This is a genomic window from Embleya sp. NBC_00896 (genome assembly GCF_045207785.1).
In the GTDB taxonomy this organism is placed as follows: Bacteria; Actinomycetota; Actinomycetes; order Streptomycetales; family Streptomycetaceae; genus Embleya.
The window spans coordinates 3,013,154-3,033,644 of sequence record NZ_CP108777.1; the positions used below are offsets into that span (position 1 = coordinate 3,013,154).

The 20,491-nt window shown below is 69.1% G+C and carries 19 protein-coding genes; 7 read left to right on the plus strand and 12 right to left on the minus strand.

Annotated features, from left to right (window positions below; translation table 11 throughout):
* The first annotated feature begins 287 nt into the window (after positions 1 to 287).
* Positions 288 to 905, plus strand: a complete 618-nt coding sequence (locus tag OG928_RS46905) for a type IV toxin-antitoxin system AbiEi family antitoxin domain-containing protein (protein ID WP_331768128.1) — start codon at positions 288 to 290, stop codon at positions 903 to 905.
* 63 nt (positions 906 to 968) lie between these two features.
* On the opposite strand, the gene OG928_RS46910 is transcribed toward OG928_RS46905, so the two are convergent.
* From OG928_RS46910 to OG928_RS46920, 3 genes are all read right to left on the minus strand, one after another.
* On the minus strand, positions 969 to 1,622 hold the full coding sequence (locus tag OG928_RS46910; protein ID WP_331768129.1) for a hypothetical protein: 654 nt from the start codon (positions 1,620 to 1,622) through the stop codon (positions 969 to 971).
* Positions 1,623 to 2,111: 489 nt separating this feature from the next.
* Positions 2,112 to 2,765, minus strand: a complete 654-nt coding sequence (locus OG928_RS46915; protein WP_331768130.1) for a hypothetical protein — start codon at positions 2,763 to 2,765, stop codon at positions 2,112 to 2,114.
* Between the two features lie 392 nt (positions 2,766 to 3,157).
* Positions 3,158 to 4,528, minus strand: coding sequence for an IS4 family transposase (locus tag OG928_RS46920; protein WP_331768350.1), 1,371 nt, complete (start codon positions 4,526 to 4,528; stop codon positions 3,158 to 3,160).
* Between the two features lie 385 nt (positions 4,529 to 4,913).
* Here OG928_RS46920 and OG928_RS46925 point away from each other — a divergent pair, with 385 nt between their 5' ends.
* Both OG928_RS46925 and OG928_RS46930 read left to right on the plus strand, forming a co-directional pair.
* A complete protein-coding gene (locus OG928_RS46925) occupies positions 4,914 to 5,804 on the plus strand; it encodes a hypothetical protein (protein WP_406292042.1) in 891 nt (296 codons plus the stop codon).
* A 224-nt stretch (positions 5,805 to 6,028) separates the two neighbouring features.
* The gene (locus OG928_RS46930) at positions 6,029 to 6,751 is read left to right on the plus strand and encodes a hypothetical protein (RefSeq protein ID WP_331768132.1); all 723 of its coding nucleotides are present in this window, start codon (positions 6,029 to 6,031) and stop codon (positions 6,749 to 6,751) included.
* Positions 6,752 to 6,763: 12 nt separating this feature from the next.
* On the opposite strand, the gene OG928_RS46935 is transcribed toward OG928_RS46930, so the two are convergent.
* Genes OG928_RS46935 through OG928_RS46955 form a run of 5 tightly spaced genes read right to left on the minus strand, consistent with a single transcriptional unit; the run spans position 6,764 to position 11,863 of the window.
* Complete coding sequence (locus OG928_RS46935; protein WP_406292044.1) at positions 6,764 to 7,291, minus strand: hypothetical protein; 528 nt, start codon at positions 7,289 to 7,291, stop codon at positions 6,764 to 6,766.
* Positions 7,292 to 7,350: 59 nt separating this feature from the next.
* Positions 7,351 to 9,936, minus strand: coding sequence for a tyrosine-type recombinase/integrase (locus OG928_RS46940; RefSeq protein WP_331768134.1), 2,586 nt, complete (start codon positions 9,934 to 9,936; stop codon positions 7,351 to 7,353).
* Complete coding sequence (locus tag OG928_RS46945) at positions 9,933 to 10,766, minus strand: tyrosine-type recombinase/integrase (protein ID WP_406292045.1); 834 nt, start codon at positions 10,764 to 10,766, stop codon at positions 9,933 to 9,935. Before OG928_RS46945 ends, OG928_RS46940 begins: the two co-directional genes overlap by 4 nt.
* A complete protein-coding gene (locus tag OG928_RS46950; protein WP_406292046.1) occupies positions 10,763 to 11,140 on the minus strand; it encodes a hypothetical protein in 378 nt (125 codons plus the stop codon). Before OG928_RS46950 ends, OG928_RS46945 begins: the two co-directional genes overlap by 4 nt.
* Before the next feature lie 54 nt (positions 11,141 to 11,194).
* The gene (locus OG928_RS46955; RefSeq protein ID WP_331768137.1) at positions 11,195 to 11,863 is read right to left on the minus strand and encodes a helix-turn-helix transcriptional regulator; all 669 of its coding nucleotides are present in this window, start codon (positions 11,861 to 11,863) and stop codon (positions 11,195 to 11,197) included.
* 208 nt (positions 11,864 to 12,071) lie between these two features.
* Between OG928_RS46955 and OG928_RS46960 the strand changes: the two genes are divergently transcribed.
* From OG928_RS46960 to OG928_RS46975, 4 genes are all read left to right on the plus strand, one after another.
* The gene (locus OG928_RS46960; RefSeq protein WP_331768138.1) at positions 12,072 to 12,272 is read left to right on the plus strand and encodes a hypothetical protein; all 201 of its coding nucleotides are present in this window, start codon (positions 12,072 to 12,074) and stop codon (positions 12,270 to 12,272) included.
* Positions 12,265 to 13,254, plus strand: coding sequence for a hypothetical protein (locus tag OG928_RS46965; protein WP_331768139.1), 990 nt, complete (start codon positions 12,265 to 12,267; stop codon positions 13,252 to 13,254). The genes OG928_RS46960 and OG928_RS46965 overlap by 8 nt, the downstream gene beginning before the upstream one ends.
* On the plus strand, positions 13,251 to 13,844 hold the full coding sequence (locus OG928_RS46970) for a hypothetical protein (RefSeq protein ID WP_331768140.1): 594 nt from the start codon (positions 13,251 to 13,253) through the stop codon (positions 13,842 to 13,844). Before OG928_RS46965 ends, OG928_RS46970 begins: the two co-directional genes overlap by 4 nt.
* A gap of 66 nt (positions 13,845 to 13,910) precedes the next feature.
* A complete protein-coding gene (locus tag OG928_RS46975) occupies positions 13,911 to 14,081 on the plus strand; it encodes a hypothetical protein (protein WP_331768141.1) in 171 nt (56 codons plus the stop codon).
* Between the two features lie 232 nt (positions 14,082 to 14,313).
* Here the strand turns inward: OG928_RS46975 and OG928_RS46980 are convergent, their stop codons facing one another.
* The 4 genes from OG928_RS46980 to OG928_RS46995 form a co-directional block, all read right to left on the minus strand.
* Entirely contained in the window at positions 14,314 to 16,068 is a 1,755-nt protein-coding gene (locus OG928_RS46980) for a hypothetical protein (protein ID WP_406292048.1), read from the minus strand.
* 739 nt (positions 16,069 to 16,807) lie between these two features.
* Positions 16,808 to 19,621, minus strand: a complete 2,814-nt coding sequence (locus tag OG928_RS46985) for a Helicase associated domain protein (protein WP_331768143.1) — start codon at positions 19,619 to 19,621, stop codon at positions 16,808 to 16,810.
* A gap of 123 nt (positions 19,622 to 19,744) precedes the next feature.
* The gene (locus tag OG928_RS46990; RefSeq protein WP_331768144.1) at positions 19,745 to 20,038 is read right to left on the minus strand and encodes a hypothetical protein; all 294 of its coding nucleotides are present in this window, start codon (positions 20,036 to 20,038) and stop codon (positions 19,745 to 19,747) included.
* Positions 20,035 to 20,472, minus strand: a complete 438-nt coding sequence (locus OG928_RS46995) for a hypothetical protein (RefSeq protein ID WP_331768145.1) — start codon at positions 20,470 to 20,472, stop codon at positions 20,035 to 20,037. Before OG928_RS46995 ends, OG928_RS46990 begins: the two co-directional genes overlap by 4 nt.
* Between the last annotated feature and the right edge of the window lie 19 nt (positions 20,473 to 20,491).

A 20,491-nucleotide genomic window follows, 5' to 3' on the forward strand; every position in this document is an offset into this window, starting at 1 on the left:
GAAAAGTGGCAAGGAATGCTGCACGGTTTCTCTCTTCACGTCGCCGGCTCCGGGACCCGTGGTCGTGCTGTCGTCTCGGTGTGGCTTCCGGTGATACCGGTATTTTCGCGGGTGTCGCGTCATATGGGGCCGAGCACGAGCACGCTGATCGGCAAGGCGTTCATTTGGCTTTGGGGCCTTGGACAAAGCGATCACCGTGCGCCGTCGAGCCGGAGGTCCCGTCCACGCCGGGCATCCGATGTATCGAATCATCCCCACCAAGTCTATCCATGGGTAGGATTGGATGCATGACGAGTTTGGGGGAGGACGGTCGTCGGATACGGCGGCTGGCCGGGCTGGAAGCGACGTTCACCACGGCCCGCGCACGCGCCGTGTCCCTGTCGCCCCGGGACCTGGCGGCGCTGGTCGCCGAGGGCGCGGTCGAGGAACTGTCGCGGGGCGTGTACCGGCGCACCGACGCGGCGGAGACCGCCCACGCGGACCTGCTCGCGGTGTGTCTGCGCGCGCCCCGGGCGGTGGTGTGCGGGGAATCGGCCCTCGCGCTGCACGAGCTGATCGACGACATCCCCGCCGCCGTCCACATCGCGGTGCCCCGCGGATCGACCCGACCGACGATCTCCTACCCACCCACCGTCGTCGCGCAGTACACCCCCGCGACGTTCGACCTGGGCATCGAGCGCTTCGAGGCCGCCCCCGGCGAAACGATCCCCGTCTACGACGCCGCCCGCAGCGTCGTCGACGCCATGCGCCACCGCGCCCGCATCGGCGAATCCCTCGCCCTCTCGGCCCTGAGCCGCTACCTGCGCCGCGGACGGCCCGGCGACGTCGCCGCCCTGCGCCGCACCGCCCACGACCTCGGCGCCCTGTCCCTCATCCATCCCACCGTGGAAGCGATGCTCGCCTGATGGTCGATCCCGCCCGCGACACCACCGCCGGACGCGTCTACAACGCGGTCTTGCCGTCGGACTTCAAAGTTGCGTCGGCGTCTGCGGCGGGTGGGAGATTGTCGAACAGCGCCTGTGGCGCCGCACCGGTCGGTCTGTCGCCGCTGCGTTCTCGATTCTCGGCGGAACCGCCTTGTTCGGTTGCGAGGTCGCCGGCTCATCGGTCAGGGAGCGAAGGCGTTCGTTCTCTGCTTCCAGTTCGGCCAGTCGGTGCTCCAGGGCGGCGCGGGTCGGTCGTCGTGGCGGCGGCGGGGGGACTGGCGAGGTGACGGTCGGAGGTTCCGCGGCCGGCGCGATCGGCTGGAACGCGACGATGGCGGAGGGGTCTTGGCCACACACTGGGCATTTCTCCCAGGACGGACCGTGCAGTGTGGGGGATTTGCCTTCGCGGTGGCGCCTGGTCTCAGTGATGTGCCCGCAGTACAGGCGTACACGCCACCGCATGATTTCGTGATCCGGCTTCTGGAAGGATGCCAACAGCTGCAGGGCGTTCGCGACGGACCGGCGGCGGCGCTCGGCCATCACCGGGTCTGCGTCGATCCGGGCCACATCCCGGTCGACCTGCTCGCGCGCGAGCGCGATGATCTGTTCAAGCCGCCGTTGATCGTGGTGATCACGGCGGGTCAGGGTGTACTCCTCCAGGGGGACTCCGCGGCTCTCGTACTCGATGAGCTTCACGCCGTCGACCGTAGCCACCACCCACGCAAGCCGTCGGGGACGCGGAGAACCGCCACCACACGCCAGGGGCCGGTCTCAAGACGGATCGAGACCAGGCTCGCCGGAGGACTTCCCCTGAGGCGGGAAGTGGAGTGAAACAAGACGCGGGAGCACTTCGCCCCAGCGGATGGACACCTTTGGCGAACGCCCTCGCGCCCCGCCCCGCTGGACAGGTCCGGTGGGGCGGGGCGCTGCGAAGTGTGAGGGCCGGAGGGGGCGAGCAGCATGGCGAACAATCCGCGACACGGCCCACGATCGCGTCCGAGCGGGCGGCCCCCAACGCTGCCCCGGACCGGAACGGTGCATTCATCCCGCGTGGCGTGCCGCTCTCGTGAGAGCGAGGTCAAACGTCGGCCGGCCGGCGTTCCTCGAGGGCGTCGGCGCTCGGGTCCGTCGCGGGCGTTCGCGGAAAGGCTCGGGACGCCTCACTCACTGGGTCTGCCGCCTTGGTCAGGCGATGGCGCAGCGTGTGGCGAGTGCGCGGAGTTCGGGTGTGGTGCGCCCGTCGATGAGGAGTCCGGTGACGAGGGCGCGGACGGCGGGTCGGGTGTGGGTTTCCTCGGGGGAGCAGCGTTCGGCGTTCAGGAGGGCGTGCAGGCTTTGGTCGCGGTGTCCCCAGTGGGCGTAGGCGGTGGCGACGTCGGTGAAGTAGCGGCAGCGGCGCTCGACGGTGGGCAGGCCCGCGGGTGCGATGGTGCGGGCGGCGGTGATGGCCGCGCCGGGGTCGCCTGCGGCGTTCTCGGCGGAGATCCGGTGGAGGGCGACGGTGGAGGTTCCGAAGCCGCCGCCGTGGTCGCGGAGCATCACCCCGCCCAGGCGGGCGGCGATGGCGGCGGCCTCGTCGGTGAGTTCACGCATCCCGTCGCGGTCCCCGGCGCGGGCGGCGGTGTACGCGGCGGATTGGATCAGCAGTCCACGTTCGGCGGCGAAGCGCGGGGAGGGGCTGTGCAGGGTGGGATGGTCGGCGGCGTCGAGGGCGATGCGCATGGCCTGTTCGTGCCATCCGGCCTTGCGTGCGAGGACGGCGAGGTTGCGGGCGGCCTCCGCTGCGACGAGGGGGCTGTTGCCTGCGTGGGCGGTGGTGCGGGCGCGGTCGGCGGCCATCCACCCCAATTGGGTGTCGTCGAGTTTTCCGAACGTGTGGGGCTCAACTTGGGGGCTGACCTGCGAGTTTACGTCGTGGGCATGTGTGTGACGCGGGTATCGGGAGGTCACCGCGCTGGCCGAGGACGTTGATGGCGTCCTTAGGGCACTTGATGTCAGCGTTCGTGTGAAGGGCACAGCCCAGTACACGGCTACGTGCTCAGCCTCGTGCCCCTGCGCGGGTCTGCCTCATGGCCGGGACGTCGTAAGGCCTTGCCGCAGGGTCGGTGCTCATTGCGGTTCCCCGTAGCCGCTTGTCTCGATTCGGTGGCCCTACGTTCCTTCGCAATCCTCGTGAGCCTGCGGGCTGGAGTCCGTTGTTGGAGGTCGCGCTTTAGGGCAAGGCCATGAAGTTAAGAGTTTGGGGCTGGTGTCAAGATGTCGATGGTGAGGGTGAATTTGTAGCTGCGACGGTCGACGTTGAGGCTTTTGTACGCGTAGCGGGACAGGGGTCGTTTGACCGAGCGGGGGCTGACGCGCAGGCGTCGGGCGGGCAGAAGGTGGTCCAGGACGGCCCGTCCGATGGCGCCGACGAGGTCGATGGTGGTGTCGGCGATGACGCCGGCGGCCCGTACGACCTGGTCGCGGGCGGCTTCCAGCGCGACGCTGAAGCCGGCGCGGTCGGGGTCGACGCCGGGAACGGTCTCGACGGCGTCGGTCATCGCGATCCGAAGCACCTGGTAGACCGTCAACAGGGCGTGGATCTCCTGGGCGATGCCGGCCGGCGTCCGGGCGCGCAGAACCCGGCGGCCGAGCATGCTCTTCTTGATCTCGTAGTAGGCGGACTCGACTTCCCAGCGTTCGTGGTAGAGCCCGACCAGTTCGAACGCCGGGTGGCGGTGGGGGTCGAGGAGGGTGGTGGCGAGGCGATAGACGCCGGTCCGCCGGCCTGCGGTGGTGGAGATGGTGATCTCGCACTCGACGACGCGGACCTCCACGCCCGCGATCCGGGACAGGAACGAGCCGTCGGCGTATCGGGCGAGGACGGGTGGTTTGCGGTTCGCGGTGATCCGGACCAGGAGATCGGCGCCCGTGGCGGCGACGGAGCGCAGGAAATCGTTGCCGGAGAATCCGCGGTCCAGGAGCACGATCGTGCCCGGGTGCAGGGAGCGCAGCAGGCGTTTGCCGTGGTGGGTCTCGCCGCCGGGGGCGCGCGGTCCGAAGGCCGCGTCGACGACGGCCCGGGTGCCGCACGCGACGAGCACGCTCAGACAGACCTGCGGATAGCCGGAAGCGGCGGTGTATTGGTTGGCGCCCTTGCCCAGGTGGGCCCGCAGCCGGGGGTCGTCGGGCACGTCCAGGTACGTCCCGTCGATCGCGCAGACCGACATACCCGCCCAACGGGCCCCGCCGGTGCGGATCGCGGAGGCGGGACCGCGCAACAGATCGAACAGGGCCCGCAACGGTCGCACGCCCAGGCGGGTGCGCGCGTGCCACAGGGCCGTCGCGGTGACGCTCGGAACGTACATGTCGCCGAGGGCGCCGGTCAGTCTGCGCCAGACGGCCGGGTGGCCCTGCTGTTCGAACAGACCGGCGGCCAACAGGAGATGGACCACCACCCGGGCGGGCAGCTTGCGCAACCGCCGCTCGACGGCGCCGGCCTCGGCGAGGACCGCGTCGACCATCTCGAACGGCACGATCCGGGTGAGCTCCCCCAGATGCCCGGGGGCGAACAGGCCCTCGGCTACCGTGATTTCACGGCTGATGACACACTGACCGGACAGCGGAACTCCAAGTGGGTTCGACTCGTCTTGGCGGACAGGTCGTTCTACCGGAGTTCCGCTGTCTGCGTCTGCCGTTCAGTTGACTCGAACCACTTGCCATCAGGCGAAACGGCTTAACTTCATGGCCTTGCGCTTTAGGGTGGCTCCCTGATCACCGGCAGAAGCGCCGGGACTGTCCGGAATGATCTTGGGGGTCGGGGTGCGCTGGTGGAACGGGAAGCCCGGGGAACGGCCGCAGTGGGTGCTTGAGCCGCTGGTGGGGGTGGGGCCGTTGCGGTTCGGGATGACCTCAGACCAGGTGGCATCGGCTCTGGACGGGGCGATCGCCCACGTCTCACAGGGACTGGGGAGCGGAACCGGCTGGGGCCGTTACACCCGCTGGGGTGTGACCGGCATCTATGGGAAGGATTCGGGCCTGGTCGCGGTAGCGATCGATGCGATGGATGGACCGCTGGTGCGTCTGCGGGACATTGAGCTGATTGCCCGAGTGCCGTCCGAGGCGCGCGCGGATATTCAGGACCTCGCACGCCGGGAGGGGACTTCCGTGCGGGTGAACTGGAGCGGTGATCCGGAGGTCGAGGCGTGGGGCGTTTCCATGGGCGCCGCACAGGAACTGGGGCTGTCACCCGAGGGATATTTGCAGCGGCAGGACACGATGATCACCCATGCGCTGCTCGTCAGCAGTGAGCTGGCCGAGGATCCTTACGGAGCCGAGCCGGTCGTCTTCTGGCGCGATGTCAGTGATGAGCGGCCGAACCCAGGGGCGTGGCCGGTGAGAGCCGAGCAAGATCGGCCGCGCTGGGACTGGACACCGCTGCAGAGCATCGGTCCCCTTCGGTTCGGCATGAACCCGCAGCAGGTGTCGAGGGCGTTGGACGAGAAGCCGGCCGTCCGTCTCGGCGGGTATCCCTTCGAGCAGCCATGGGAAGGCCCCGGAGCGTGGATCCTGCCCGACGACCGGTTCGACCAAGCCGGCGTGACCGCTCACTACGTCTGCGGCCCAGGTCGGCCCCCCACACTGGGCGCCGTCACCGTTGACGGACGCACTGGGCCGCAGGTGGAATTTGAGGGCATCCGGCTGATCGGCATGCCGGTTCAGGCCGTGGATGCGTCCCTGATCCAGCAGTTGGAGGGGAGCGGGTTGGGCGTGGCCTTCGGTTGCGGAGGAGATCCCGGTCCGACCGGCCTCAACATGTACGTACGAGCAACCCGAGCCGGGGACACCATGGTCAGCGGGGCCCGGTTCTGCCAAGCGGACTGGGAGGACCACGGCTGACCCGTAAAACAGACCGTGCGCTTCAGTGCGCGTCACACGGTGTGGCTGACGCCCACCATCCAACGCTCTTGAAGGCTGCGGCGCTTCCCGCTTGCCGCCGTCAGGTGGCCCCGGCACCCCCGCCGGGTCGAGGTCAGTGTGGCTGAGCACGTAGCCACGTATCTGACTGAGCACACCGGGGTGTACACCGACACTTGATCGATCTCTGATTTGAGGAGTGCACTTTGGCAACGGCGACGCTTGCTCCGAGCTTGCAACTGAGTGTCGATCGGTTCGCGCGCTCATTGAGCGTGCCGTCTCGGTTACTGCAGCTTCATCCCAGAAAGAGGGGCAACCCGGGGAACTACGGGGCGTTGGCGCCTGCGATCGCGCTCGGCGCGATTTCAGCCTTCGAAGGGTTCGCCGAGGACTTCTTCGCAACGGCGTTCTATTTGCAGGGGGCCAGCTTCGCGCAGATCGCAAAGAACGTGAACCTCACGAACCCGAGCTTGGCGGAGGTGCAGAAGCTGGTGAGCCAGAGCTTCCCGACCGTGCGCGCCAGACTGGTCAGCAGTTTCAACCTGGAGGTCTGGGTGCCTCCCGCTATCGGTGCGAGCTGGTGGAAAGACGGCATGATCGGCTGGGATGACGCGGTTGCGGCTTCTCAGTCCTGGATCCAGGTGCGGCATTGCCTGACCCATGGGCTGACGAGCGGGTGGCGGACCGAGGTCTGGCCAGGGCCTGTCACCAAGGGGAACAACGCCAACAACTCTGTCCCGTCCGCTTCGGACGTGCTGAGGGCCATGCCGAAGGGCAAGCATTCGCTGGTCGTGCATGGCGCGATCACCTGCGCCCGGATTTTTCGGGACGGGGCTGAAGCCGTCGCCAACCAGGTCGCAGCGGAGCTGGGGAAGACACTGTCCTGGTCGCAAGTGCCGGATTTCCCGTTGGGCTCCGCTGCTGGCTGAGCGCGGCCGGGGTCAAGAGCCGCCGCCAGGGACGGCCCCGGAGTCGAGGAGCAACATCTCCAGCTCGGAGATGCGCTTGTCAGCGAATCTGGCGTTGGCTCGGGCTGCTTGAAGTCGGTCGCTCAGAGTTCGATTCTCTGTGGTGAGCCGGCGGACCTTCTGCTTGAGGGTGGTGTTCTCAGCGACCACTCGTCCGTGAGCCTCGGCGGGGAGGTCGGTCTCGAAGTCGCTTATTTGTGCAAGGAGTTGACCGATCTGGCGTCGTTGGGTGGAGATCTCGGCGTAGGCGGCTTTGAGGCCGGCTTCGGCGTTGAGGGCGCGATTCTTCCAGGCTGCCTCGACTTGGGCGGCGTGTCCTGCGCGGTCGTTGCTTCGTGCCCGATCGGTGGATTCCGCCGCGTGGGCGATCAGCGCGCCGGCTCGGTCGTTCTGATAGATGAAGCTTCGGGAGACGTCGGCCTCGCGGGCGACGGCGGCCTTGGTGATCGGGGTCCGTTCGCGTCGCATGTGGCAAAGAGCGGTCTGGATGCGTTCGAGCATCGCCTCGGTCGACTGCCGGCGGGCCTCGTTGGCGGCTGCGGTCTGGGGTGCGGGGCTGCTCATGATGTTGCTTCCTGGAGCAGGTCGTTGTCGGCCGCGGCGAGGTCGGAGGCCCGGAAGTTGATCGACCAGATCCGCTGGTAGTAGTCCTGTGGGCGGCGGAGATCCAGCGCAAGGGCCTGTTCGAGGAGTCCGAGCCCGGCCAGAGCGTTCTCCAGTCCCTCGATGGCGCGGGCGGTGGGTTCGAAGGTCTGGTGCAGGTAATCGGCTATCTCATCGGTGGGAGCACGTTCGGCGACCGACCGCCACTGCTCCTGCTTGCGGCGCCAATAGAGCAGGTCAGCACCCGAAAGGACGAACTTGTCGCACCCCTCGCAGTTCATCTTCCAGGGGCAGGCGTCGCCGTTGACAACGGGCTGGTAGGTGCAGAATCCGCCTTCGGCCGGGGTACTGCTTCTGCTGAGGTCGATCGCCAGAACCTGCGCTTCCGCACGAGATAGAGGTTCGAGTGCTGCGGAGAGGGGTGCGCCTGGTTCGGGTGCTCCCGGCCCGGCGACCCAGACAGTACTGAGGAGGTCGTCGAGGTCGGAGGGAGCGACTTTCGCGTAGTGCTCGGCCATCCGGTCGCTGATCTGTCCGAGGTAGCGACGGATGTGGGCGAGGCTGGCTCCTGCTGCCAGGAGTTTGGTGGCCATGGTGTGGCGGGCCTGGTGGATGACGTGCCCGCCGAGGTTCAGCCCATTTACCCACTCCCTGAAGGAGGCGCTGAAGTGGCCGTATGAGATCGACAGGTCTCCGGACGGGTTGCGGATGTCGGTTGGGAAGAGTGCCACCTGCTTGCGCTCATCCGGGCCAGGAGCCCGGCCGTGTCGATCCTCGAAATAGGCAAGGGTCTTGGCGCGGCGCTCGCCCAGCCGGGTGTAGAGATATTCGGGGATGCGGATGCCCTCGTTGTAGTTGCCGACCTTGGTCTGGTCGTGCCATAGCATCGGCAGGCCGCGGTAGCGGCCGGTGCAGTCCAGCCTGAGTTCGATGATCTCGCTGCAACGGCGGCCGGTTGCGACGATCGCCTCCCAGATATCGCGCATGCCCCGGTCGTTCGGATCGAAGGTCGCCGCGAACACCTTCAGATTGGTGTCGTCGGCCAGAGCCCGAGCGACTTCGTCCGTGAACGGGTTCCGGGAGATCTTGCGGACCTTGCCACCTGCGGGCAGCGCGGAGACGAAGGTGTGGTCCAGACCGGCCTGAGCGCACTGGCCGGAGCTCAGAGCTTCCAGCATGAGCTTGCGGGAGTAGACGAACGTGGTGTGGCGGGTGCCGAAGGTGACGGTCGAGGGCTGGCCGTCGGATCGGACGATGCCCAGGGAGGGCAGGCCGTGCCGTTCCCGGTTCAGCAGATCGGTGGCGAACCGCTGGGCGTGCTCGGCGCCCAGCACGGTGGCGTCGTGGCCGCCTTCCGGCGCGTCGATTTCGAGGAACGCGCCCAGTTCGATGCAGGCTCGTCGCGCATAGTCGAACGGGCCGCGAGAGCGCGGGCATTGGGCCGAACGGAGCAGGCCGGCCATATGCTCCCAGAGCAGGTCACGAAGCCACCTCTGCGGTATGGCGGTGAGGTCGAAATGGCTCTGGGCTTTGGAGAATCGGCGGCCGAAGTGCTCGGTCTCGACGAAGCCGGCCTCTTTGGTGTCTGCAGGGCTGTAGTAGATGCAGCGCAGCCCGTTGGAAATCCCCAGGATGATCATCCGCAGTCGTGAGTCGAAGTCCTGCCAGCACTGCCCATCGTTCTCGCCAGTGCTGGCGAAGTCGGCCAGCGAGGTCATCTTCTGCTGTCGGCAATGGTTCGCCAGTCGCTGGATGGCTCCGGCATCCCAGTGGCTGCGGTGTTTGAGCTGGGCATGGGCATGCAGCCCCCACTTGATCTCCGCCTTGATGAGGGGGTGCAGCCCACTCAGGTTGATCAAACCCATCCGATGGACCGGATTCTGCTTCGAACACCACCGGAGAAAGGCCGCCTTGTCATCAAAGGAGACCCGGACCGGCTCTCCTCGGAAGGCCGCAATCCGTCGCCACTGCGGCGGGACGGATGCACCTCCCGGCTTTCGATCCCGGTAGTAGCGGTCCTGGTGCGGCTCGCACAATCTCGTCGGAGAGGACGCCAGATAAGGGCAGGCCGGCACCCGGCAGATGCCGAAGCTCTGCAGAGGCGTCGCGGTCTCCAGCCACTCCTCGAACCGTGCATGAGGGTCGAGCTCCTGCTGATGACTCCATCGGCCGTCGTGAGATTTGCAGAGCTGCGTGGTTCGGGAACTTGCAGGCAGTCCAGGACAGATTCGGCAGATGCCCAGATCGACGCCCTCCTTCGGGAAGAGTGGCAGCGCTGCCTGGGCGAACGCGGCCTGGCCCATCCCTGTGGCCTTCCGCTCGCGATGGTGGGCATCGCAAAACCGGGTGCCCCAGCGTCGATAGCGTTCGCACTTCCCGACGTCGCAGCGCCAGGCATAGACGGCGTGGTCGGGTGGGATCTCTATCAGATCGGGCCGATAGAGCGGGTCGAAACCGGGCCCTTCGATCACTGCGGTCAGCAGTTCGAGGCGATCCCGCCCGATTCGGCTGCTGGGCTCAGTGAGCAGTGTCAGAGCGGTCACCGCTGTTCCTCCCAGACCCGGTCCAGCGCCGCTGCGAACTTTGGATCATGTACGTCGGCGTGGCCGTAGATCTGGTCGACTGTCGTCGCCGAGGCCCAGCCGCCGGCGTCTCGCGCGATGAGCGTGTTGCCGTCGGCGGCGTCCAGGACGTTCGTCGCGAAGAGGTGACGGAATTCGTGCGGATTTATCTTCCCGAGCTGGAGGCGGCGGCCCGCCCTCTTGAGCACCTGCCGGGCTCCCGCCGTCGACCACGGTTGGCCCTTGCTCTTCCCATGCAACTGGACCATGAGCATGCCGTGTCCGGCCTGACGGGGGTATTCCGTCGTCATGTAGTCGAAGTAGGTGTGGATCATCGTCGGGCTCGCCCGGCGCACGGCCCCTCCCGTCACCACACCGTCTCTGGTCGCCCAGTCCAGCTTGGTCTTCGCCCGGCTCCGGTTGGGGTTGACCTCCCGGTGGCAGATGTGGACGTGCGGCACGAGGCACTCGCCGCAGGCCGCCCCTTCCCGCAGATGAAGGTCGATGAGGTGCAGGCCGCAGAACTCTCCGATGCGGAACCCGCCGTCCGCCAACCAGGTCACCATCATGCGGTCCCGCGCCGAACCGAACTCCTCGTAAAGCGCTCCCCGGGCGCCCTCGGGTGGCATCTTCGGATGCCGTCGACGGACCGACCGGGTCGGGCGCAACGGGTTGGTCGGCATCTCCTGAACCGCGTGACCAAGGAGGAGACGCCGCCGGTCAGCCTTGGTCGGCAGCCGCGTCCGCGAGAATTCCTCGGCAAGCTCCCGGCTTCCTCCGTGGGAGCCGGCGTGCAGGTAGAAGCCCTTCAAGCAAGCCGCTGCGGTGTGTCCAACGCGCTCTGTCCGTACGGACGCTTTCCCTCCCGCCAGGGGCGTCCGTACGGGCCCCTGAACTCCGCTCCCACCGCCCCCATGTAGCGCTTGAGATCCTGCAGGGAGATCGACTCGGCCGCCAGGCCCTCGAACTCCAGCCATCTCAAGTGGTCGACCAGCAAGTAGGCGTAGGTCCGATCAGTCCCACCCCCACAGGACCGTAGGAACCCGTCAGCCAACCGGCGGACCGAGCCGTCCGCCTCCAAGATCGTGTAGGACACACGCCCCGACGAGTGCTCCAACTCCTGCACTCGAAGGTCCCCCAACACCAGCCTGCGCGCCACGCGTACCCCGACATCCCCGAACGTCACACACGTCGAATGAGTGTGCGGCTAATGATCATAGGGACCATGATCATCAGGCGCTCACACACGTGACATGCACACCGGAGGCCGGTGAGTAAAGCCGATCTTGGACAGGGTTTCGGTCGCGAGGTCGTAGCACGCGGCCAGGCGCGTGAACGAAGCCTGATCACCGGTGGTGTCGGCGTGGGTATGTCCGGCAGCGAGCAACTCCGGCAACGCCGCGATCAGGGCCGGGTGGTCGCCCGTGTCGTACAGCCGGCGGGCGCGCCCCAAGAGGGCGACGAGCTGGGTGCCGGTGGTGGGGGAGGAGCGGGTGGGGATGGACGCGAGTGCCTGGTCGACCCCGCCGAGCATCGTGACGGGGACGGCCGCGAGGGAGGCGGTCAGCAGGCGGCGTCGGCGCATCGAGTCGTCCTCCTCGTCCCGCCGCACGGCGGTCCGGGCCACCCTAGCCGGTAGCGGCGCGCTCACGCCCAGTGCCGCGCCCAGCACCCCGGCGGGCATGTCCACCGCGTCGGCCAACCTGCGCAACACCGCCACGTCCACGCCCGCGCGAGCGCCCGACTCCAACCGGGACACGGTCGACGCGGAGTAGCCCACGATCGAACCCAGGTCGCGTTGACGCCAGTTCCGCGCCAACCGACCGACCCGCACCAGGCCACCGACGTCACCTTGCGCGGCCAGGATCCTGACACGCGGCGCGTCCCACGGCGGGCGGAGCTCGGCCATCACGACCCCCCAGGGAGCGCGCAGACGATGTCCGCCCTCACGGTAGCCACCGAATCACCCTGCGTCGACGCCATGTGCACAACACGCACACCGAATGCACGAACCGCACACACCCTTCCCACCGCCACCCCGGCACGGTCTCCTTGAAAAGCAAGGCAGTTCGCACCATCCAACAGCCACCACCCGACGCGCTTGAGAGGGTTCCCTCATGGTCATGCCGCTGCTCCTGACCCGCCGCCTCGCGGCCCCCGCCGACGGTCCGCTTCCGCTGCCCGCGCACCACTACGACCCCGACCAGTGCGCGAACGTCCTCCCCGACGGCACCCTGCTCGTCCACGCCGCCGACGCGGACCTGGTCGCGGACTACACCTCCACCCAGGAGCCCTCCGGGCTCAAGGCAGATGACTGACCCCCACCCCACCGTCGTGGTCGTGGCCGCCGAGACCGACCTCACCGCAGACCTCGTGGTGTCGCACCTCGTCGGCCACGCCACCGTCCTGCGCCTGGACCCCGGCAACCTGGACGGGAAGTTCGAGGCTACCGGCCGCTTCCACACGGCCCGGTGGCACAGCACACTGCGACACCGCGAACGCGCCGCCCCCGTGGACGAGCACTGCGCCGTCTACTGGCGCAAGCCCACCCGCCCCCAAGCCCACGCCGACCCCGACGAGCGGTGGCGCGCCGACGAGAACACCACCGCCCTACTGGGCCTGCTCAAGGCCCAACCCCTGCGCATCTGGTGCAACGACCCGACCACCGTGAGCGCCGCCCGCCACAAGCCCGCGCAGCTCGCCGCGGCGGCCCGGGCCGGATTCACCGTGCCCGACACCCTGTTGACCAGCGACCCCTCCGCCGCACGCGCCTTCATCGAGGAACACGACGACCGCGTGGTGGTCAAGGCCCTTACCCAGCGCCACACCACGTTCGTCCCCACCACCCGCCTGCGCCGCACCGACGACCCGAGCGCGATCGCCGGCACGATCCACTGCCTGCAGGCCCTGGTCGGCGAACGCCGCTTCGACGCCCGGGTGACCGTCGTCGACGACCGCGTCTTCACCGCGGCGATCACCACCGACGGCCACCTCGACTGGCGCACCGCCGGCACCGCCTGCCACTACACGCCCATCGCCGCACCCGCCGACGTCGAGGCCGCCTGCGTCGACCACGTGCGCGACCTCGGACTCACCTACGCCGCACTGGACTTCGTGGTCGACGAGCACCAGTGGAACTACCTGGAGACCAACCCCGCCGGCGAGTTCGGCTTCGTGCAGGCCCGCACCGACCTGCCCATCGCCCGGGAGATCGCCCACCTGCTCGTCCGCGGCCCCCGCGGCCGCGTTCGCCCGTTCCGCGCCGATCCGGCCCCAGCACCCGCGAGGATGTCACGATGAACCCGCTCCTGGCCGCCGCCGCCCACGTGCTCGACCTCGACGAGACCCCACGACGCCTCGCCCCGGACCATCCCACCGGCTGGCGCACCGCACACTGGAAGATCAAGACCGCGACCGGAGACCGGGTCGCCCGCGCCCACCACGAGGCACACGCGGTGACCCTGCTCCACGCCGCCGGCCTGTACCCAGCCCGCGGCGTCCACGGTCACTTGGGGGAGGGGGTGTGGACCGCGGTGGAGTGGCGGCCGGGCACCACGGTGTGGGACCTGTGCGCCCCCGCTCGCGAAGGCAGGGTTCCCACGCCCGGGTTCGAGCAGGAACTCCTCGACGTCGCCCATGCGGCGTTCGACGCCCTCGCGCGCCTGCACACCGCCGGTTGGCACCACGGGGACGTTCAGCCCGCGAACATCGTCGTCACCGAGAGCGGGGACGTGGAGTTCATCGACCTCGACTTCACCCAGCACCCCACCCTGCTGCCCCTGCCCTACCCCTACCGCGGCGGCATGGACCACGTCACCGCCCCCGAGATCGCCGAACGCCTCCTCCACACCACCACCGACGTCCACCTCGAACTCACCGACGCCGCCTAGACCTACAGCCTCGGCGCCGCCCTGCGCTGGGCCTGGACCGGCCGCAATCCCTCCACCACGCGCGGGATGGGACCCGACGTCACCGCCCTCGACATCATGAGCGACATCGCCACCGGCCGACACCGTGTCCCCCTGGAAGAGGTCGGCCCCTGGCGGTTCCCCGAGTTCGAGGCACTCGTCGAGGACGCGATGACCCTGGCCGCGACCGAACGGCGACACCCGTCGCTGACACGGTAGCCGCCGATCCACTCCTATCGACACCGATGCCCGAGCGCGCGACGGCGACAACCGTCAGGTCCGACATCGGCGAGCAGCTCGTCGGCCCCGGGACACGGCAGACCCGATTCGAGTACCTCGCGGCGGCGCGGACCGCTACCGTCGGCGGCGGGACCAGCGCTGCCCCGCGCTGATGTTGCCCTGCTGGTCGAGGTCCGTCACGCGGGAAATGGGGCGGGCGCAAGAGCCCCACTCACTCGCGGCTTTCCGCGCTCGGTCGCAACTGGGACTTGTCGAGAACGACCAGACGCAACTTCTCCTGATCGCACAAGTTCTGCGCTTCGTCTCGAAGCTCTCGCGAGACGACACCGACCGACGCCATCACGTGGACGTCGACGCCGAGACGAACGCTGACGTCGATGTCGTGCTGGAGCTGCTCGGTGTCGAACTGCTTCGGGTCGGTCTTGATTTCCCCGGCGAGGAGATCCCCGCCCCAGACCCCATAGATGTCGACCTCGCGCTTCATGCCGGGGAAGTACACGTTCGCCCCCGGGATCAGGTGGGAGTCGGGGCGTTCGTCGGCCAGAGCGGCCACCGTCAGAAGGTACGGGAGGATCCCCAAATCGGCGGCGAGGTCGATGAACGTGTTGAGCCGGTACACGACCGTCGGGCCCGCGGCGCCACAAAGATACGTCGCCGGCGTTCCGCAACCCGGGCAGGGCGCGGGACCGGTGGTTTCCACCAAAGGAACGAACATCCGTTGGCGGCAACGGTCGCATTGCGATTCGAGCCCCCGCTGCGCCCAACCCGCTGCGCACATCGTTTCCAGCACCCCGGGAACTTCACTTTTGTGTCGGGACAGTCCTTCCCGGGCCGTCAGGTCAGTGACCGATCGATACGTCCTCCGTGCGCGACCGCCCCACCTGCCGAGTTCCAAGTCCGCCACCTCGTCGTAGTCGCCGTCGACACGCGCTTTCTTGAGACGCCTGTCCAAGGCCGTGGATCGCTTGGTGTGCAGGGCGATGATCGTTTCGTACATTCCGGGACGCAGGAGAGCGCCCGGGGCGTGCTGGGCAAGCACCCCCTGCCCGATGTGGCCCTTGTCCGACACCTCCCACCGATCGGTCGCGTCGTTCAGCAGGCGCTCGGTCACCGTGGAAAGGTCGGGGACTGTCAGGTTCAGGCGGTACCGCCCCTCAGCCGACCTCTGGAGTTGGAGGCTGTCCCTGTGCCAGGTGGCGGACGCGGCGACCATCTCGGCGACGGCCGGACGTCGAGGAAGGCCGTCGAAGGCCACGCTGGTCAACCTCACGAGGGCACGTCCAGGGCGGTCGAACGAGACCGGTGAAGCAAACTCGATCCTGTTGTCCCCGGCGTACAGATGCAGATCCACATGGGTGGTGGCGCCCCAGGACCGGTCGAACACCAACCACGTTCGCGGATCCTGATTGACGATGTAGGAGAAGCCCGGAGGGCGCGGCCGATTACCCGCCCCGACGACCACCCTGATGTCGGCGCCCGGCGTGTGCGTCATCCCCAGGTGCTCACCGAGCCGGTGCAACTCCTCTTCCGGCGCCGTCGAGGAGACCAACGCGACATCGGGTGAACGGTCATGGCCGGTCAGAACGAGTTCCCTCACCTGCTCGGGAAAGTTGATCCAGGGCTCGACACCACCCCGCGGCACCAGCATTACGTGAGTGGGTTTGATCGTCCGCGCCCGCAGGGCCCGCAGATTCCAGAACCACACGCACGAACCCACGTCGTCGGGATCGGTGACGACGATGGTGACAGGACCACCGACCACACCGCCGACCCCCGTCGCCGCGTTCTCGTGGAACTGCGCCGCCGTCCGTTCCAGCAAAGTCGTCCCATGAATCTGAGCACTGCCGATCTCGGCATCGGTCATGGGCCGGTACACCGACAGCCGGGGCTCGGCATCGACAAGGTGGGCATCGTCCAAGTCGCCTGCGGCGGCGACCTGCCACAGCGGCGCGTCGTTCTGCGCCATGACCAGGCTCCCCCCGGTCCGACCGGACGGCGCCACCGCGAACGGAGGGCACGTACACCCACTCACCGACCTCACACGATCGATGTCCGCCAACGGCTCCACCCGAAGCCCGAGTTGTTCCGCGGCCTGCTGTGCCCGGCCCTCGTCCAGTTCGACACTCACCGCGACCTGGACGTCGGCTGCGGCGACGATCTCTCGGACCGCCTCTGTGACCTGTCCATCGGCCGGAACCTCCACGATCGGCTCCGTGACTCCGCCCCAGCGCGAACTCGCCTCGCGTACGGCCCGACGAAACCCCGACGAGCCACCCTCCTCGATGAGATACACCACCCGGGACGGCAGGACCGCCACCCGCATCGGGAACTGACCGAGGTACTCCCTGCGCTGCATCAACCGCACCCTTTCCACATACCGCCGCCCGGCCCCTTCGAGTCCCACAGCAGCGCTCTCACACCCAGACGCGACTGCGGACAAGCACTCCGGAGCAGTCCGCACATGATCTCGGCCGACACGTCGACCGGGCGCAGACTACGCGGCACGGGTCACCCACGCGTCCGGCGCGCGGGACGCGCACCGTACGCGCGAAGCCTGAGCTGCCCAGCCATGCAACCGCGCGTATGCCTCTCGGTCGCCCAGAACCGCGAGGCACACGGCTCGGGCTACGCATCTCCCGATCGGGGGTGGCCGACGCTTCGCCTACCCGCGAGACGGCCGAATCCCGACACGACGGGGACACCCACTACGCCCACCGCATCCCGAGCGCGGTGAGGGCGTCGACCCGCTCCGCCGCCCAAGAAGCCTGTCGTTGGCGTGCGTTGGCGAGCGCCACACCCAACTTCACCCGGTGCACCGCGCCGCCCGCCTCGACGGTCTCGACGTGCTTGCGCGGCACGACCAGGTGCCCTTCCCGCGCGCGGTACGCCCCCGCCGCGGCCAGGGTCAGAGCCCACCGGTCCACCGGCGCCGCGCGCTGCGCCGGGACCTCGGCCACCTCGACGCCAACCCTGGCCAGAGCCTCCCGCTGCGCCGCCGACAGGCCTGCGCCGCTGCGCCGTTGCCGTTCCAGCCATGCTCCGACGTCCTCGCCGCCGATGGTGTGTCCGGGGAAGAGCTCGTGGAGGTTCCCGCTGCTTTCGGTGTGCAGTCGTACCGCCGTGAGTATGCGTTGCCACTCCAGGGACCACCGCCGGGCGGGGTCCTCGCGTCCGGTGGGGTTCCAGTCGGGGTCGATCTCGGCCAGGCGTTCCCACCGCTGCGCCCAGCGCGCGGGGTTCTTGCGGGACTCCAACGGGCGGCGGCAGTTGGCGAGGAATTGGCCGACGGGGTAGTTGTTGACGGCGGCGTTCTTGGGGGCGGCGAGGTGTCCGTGGACGGCGTGGTACGCGCGGCACATGGCGAGTCCGTCCTCGAACGCGGCGTCGTCGGGGCTCCACACCATCCCCAGCGCCTCGAGCAGTTCGATCCGCCGCGCGCTGATCGTCCCCGCCGACCACGCCCTGCGCTGTTCGCTGATCCACGCCCCGACGGGATGGCTGGTGCCGGTTTCGGTGTCGTAGTCGATGGCCTCCAGCGGAATCCTCAGGTCGCCGTGCGCGGCGTGCCAGCGTCGGGCCGCGAGGTAACCGCGGCGCCAGTCCCGCCGCTCGGGGTCGATGACGCGCAACTTGATGAAGTCGGCGAGGAGGGCGGGATCGCGCTCGGTCATGAACCTCACGAGGAATCGTTCCTCGTCGTCCTCGGGTTCCTCGCCCCCGCCCCCTTCGAAGTCCTCCTCGGCCGGCTCGATTTCGCCGTCTTCGTCGCCCTCGGCGTCGGTGTCCGTCGGGGCCGTGAGTCGGAAGTGGCTGCCGCTGGGTGCGGGTGTGGCGAGCATGTCCAGGACCCGGCTGTCGTGCGCGGCGAGGGCGTGCAGGACGCGGACGAGGAAGTGGTAGGAGTCGGAGACGAGCATGTCGTCGGGTTGTTCGCCGGCGGCGAGGAACACGGGCACGATGATCGTCGCGATCCGGCCCTCGTGGGGTTCCTGGCGCAGGACTCTCCCGATGGCCTGGACGATCTCGATCACGCTCAGCTTGGGGTCCATGAACGCCACCGCGTCCGCCCGCAGGTCGACGCCTTCGGCGAGGACGCGCACGTTCGACAGCACCGCCCGCCGCGTCACCACCCCACTCCGGTCGGGAACTTCGAAGAGGGCGGCGGGTTCGCGGTCGGTGTGCGCGGCGAACTCGCCCAACACCCGCCTCCGATGCTCTGCCTCGTGCTCCCCGCACAGCCACTCCGCCCACACCCCGGCCGGATACCGCTGCGGGTCCGTCTCGTGGAGCCGCTTGGCGACGTCGGGCAGGGTCTCCGCGCACGCCTGGGCCTCGGCCGTTCGCGCGTGGTAGGCGATGACCGTGTTCAGTTCCTGGTCGGCGGCGACCCGCAGTACGGCGGTCTGCAGGGCGGACAGGCGCGCGGCCCGGTACTCCTCGACCTCCTCCAGGGTGCGCCGGCCCGGGCCGCGGTTGAGGTCGAGGCCGCCGGCCGCGGCCAAGTCCTGGACGGTGGGGTCGGCGACGTCGACCACCACGATGCGCGGCTTGGCGAGCAGGCCCAGGCGCACGCCGGCCGCGAGTTCCAGGCGGTGGACGGTGGGGCCGAAGATCTCCTCGTTCTCCATGGACGCGACGGCGTGGAGCGGCAGCGGCGAGTGGACCGGACGTCCACCACGCACCCGAGGCGGCCCGGCGCCGCCCTCGTCGTCCTCATCGCCTTCGTCGTCCCGGCCGGCGTCGTCCTCGGCGAGGTTGTCGAGCCCACCGGGACCCGCCGCGTCCGGGTCGTCCCACGCGGCGTCGTCGGCGAGGACCGAGGGTCGTTCGGCCTCGCCCTCGCCGGTGCCTTCGCTGTAGGTGCTGTTGGCGGGTGGTTCCCACACGCGCGGGGTCGCGGTCAGGTACAACCGCCCCTGCGCGGGGAGGCGTCGGTCGTCGTGGACGGCCCCCCACTCCTTCGCGAGCGATCCGCTGGAGCGGTGTCCCTCGTCGACACACACGAGCCGCCACGGCTTCAAGCGCAGCCCGTACACGCCCGTGTGGGCGTCCAGGATCGTGCCCAGCGACTGGTAGGTGGCGTATACCGTCAACGCCCCGTCGGCCCCGGCCCACAGGGCGAGTTGCGGGGCGCTGGTGGTCGCCCGCACCCCGGCGCCGCTCAACGCCGCGTCGCCGCCGAGGGAACACACCGCCACCTGCGTCCCGCCCACCCGCCCGGCCCGGTGCCACGCCCGCACGGTCTGGACGAGGAGGTCGAGGGTGGGGACCAGGACCAGGACGCGGTCGTGCGCGGCGAGGGTGGCCGCTGCTGCGGCGGCGACCCACGTCTTGCCGGTGCCGCAGGCCATGACGGCGGTGGCGCGGCGTCCGCTGTATCGGGCGGTGCCGACCGTGTGGGGGTCGGGATTCTCGAGTTCGCGGACGATGGCGGTGAGGGCATCGCGTTGGTGGGGGCGTAGTGCCGGCGTGGTGTTGCGTGCGGGACGACGTGTGGAGGGGGTTGTGGGGTTCCGCATCGGTGACGTCTCCGCGTGTGCGAGCCGGGTGTTCGGGTCGGGGTGACGGGGGCTGTCGGAATGGTAGGCGTTCGCGGAGGTGCGTGCGTCGTGCGTCGGGCATGCTCCGTCCCGGAGCGCCGGTCATCCTTCGCGCGGGAGGTTGTCGGGGTCGGCGTGGGGTCGTTTGCGTCGCGGGCCGGTGTCGGGGCCGAAGGTGCCTTCGGGGCTACGGGGTTCGGTCGGGGCCAGTCGCCACGGGCCCGGGTACCGGGCGCCGCAGCGGGCGCAGTGTGCGATGTAGAGCGCGGAGGCCGGTCCCGGGGTCGTGGCGGGGTGGGCGCGCAGGCGCCGGCCCTCGACGACGGTGACCAGGTTCGTCCACGGGTTCGGGCAGGTGCAGTCGGGCGGCGGTTGCTCGGCCGGGGGTGTGTTCACGGGGTGCCTCCGTCGTCCGGGGGGTCGTCGGGGGTGGTGGCGCGCCATTCGCGGGGCTTGCGGCCGAGGGCGTGCTGCACGTCGGCGACGTCGGCGTGGTCGTAGGTGGTGCGGACGCCGGAGATGGACATGCCGCTGGCGTCGGCGAGGTCGGCGAGTCGGTAGGGGCGGGGTCGGGTGAATTCGCGGCCGTACGCGACCAGGCGGCGGATCTCGGCCTCGGCCAGGTCGCGGCGCCACTTGGCGGCGGCGATCGCCGACAGCAACGGCTCGTTGTTCTCGGCGTCCGCGTCCGAGGCGGCCTCGAGGTTGAGGACCGTCTCTTTGCGGGCGGCGTCGACGTCGTGGCGGACGTCGCTGTGGAACTCGGGATCGACGGCGCCCGGTTCGGGCATCGGGTGGAGGATCGCGGCGATGTCTTCGTACACGCTCATGGTGTTCAGTCTGCGCAAT

Bases quoted from the DNA above. Each gene is read 5' to 3' on its own strand.
- OG928_RS46965 (WP_331768139.1), top strand. From the start codon at position 12,265: ATGACTGACCCCCACCCCACCGTCGTGGTCGTGGCCGCCGAGACCGAC.
- OG928_RS46975 (WP_331768141.1), top strand. From the start codon at position 13,911: ATGGGACCCGACGTCACCGCCCTCGACATCATGAGCGACATCGCCACC.
- OG928_RS46905 (WP_331768128.1), top strand. From the start codon at position 288: ATGACGAGTTTGGGGGAGGACGGTCGTCGGATACGGCGGCTGGCCGGG.
- OG928_RS46970 (WP_331768140.1), top strand. From the start codon at position 13,251: ATGAACCCGCTCCTGGCCGCCGCCGCCCACGTGCTCGACCTCGACGAG.
- OG928_RS46980 (WP_406292048.1), bottom strand. From the start codon at position 16,068: ATGGCGCAGAACGACGCGCCGCTGTGGCAGGTCGCCGCCGCAGGCGAC.
- OG928_RS46955 (WP_331768137.1), bottom strand. From the start codon at position 11,863: ATGGCCGAGCTCCGCCCGCCGTGGGACGCGCCGCGTGTCAGGATCCTG.
- OG928_RS46985 (WP_331768143.1), bottom strand. From the start codon at position 19,621: ATGCGGAACCCCACAACCCCCTCCACACGTCGTCCCGCACGCAACACC.
- OG928_RS46995 (WP_331768145.1), bottom strand. From the start codon at position 20,472: ATGAGCGTGTACGAAGACATCGCCGCGATCCTCCACCCGATGCCCGAA.
- OG928_RS46960 (WP_331768138.1), top strand. From the start codon at position 12,072: ATGGTCATGCCGCTGCTCCTGACCCGCCGCCTCGCGGCCCCCGCCGAC.
- OG928_RS46915 (WP_331768130.1), bottom strand. From the start codon at position 2,765: ATGGCCGCCGACCGCGCCCGCACCACCGCCCACGCAGGCAACAGCCCC.
- OG928_RS46935 (WP_406292044.1), bottom strand. From the start codon at position 7,291: ATGCTCGAACGCATCCAGACCGCTCTTTGCCACATGCGACGCGAACGG.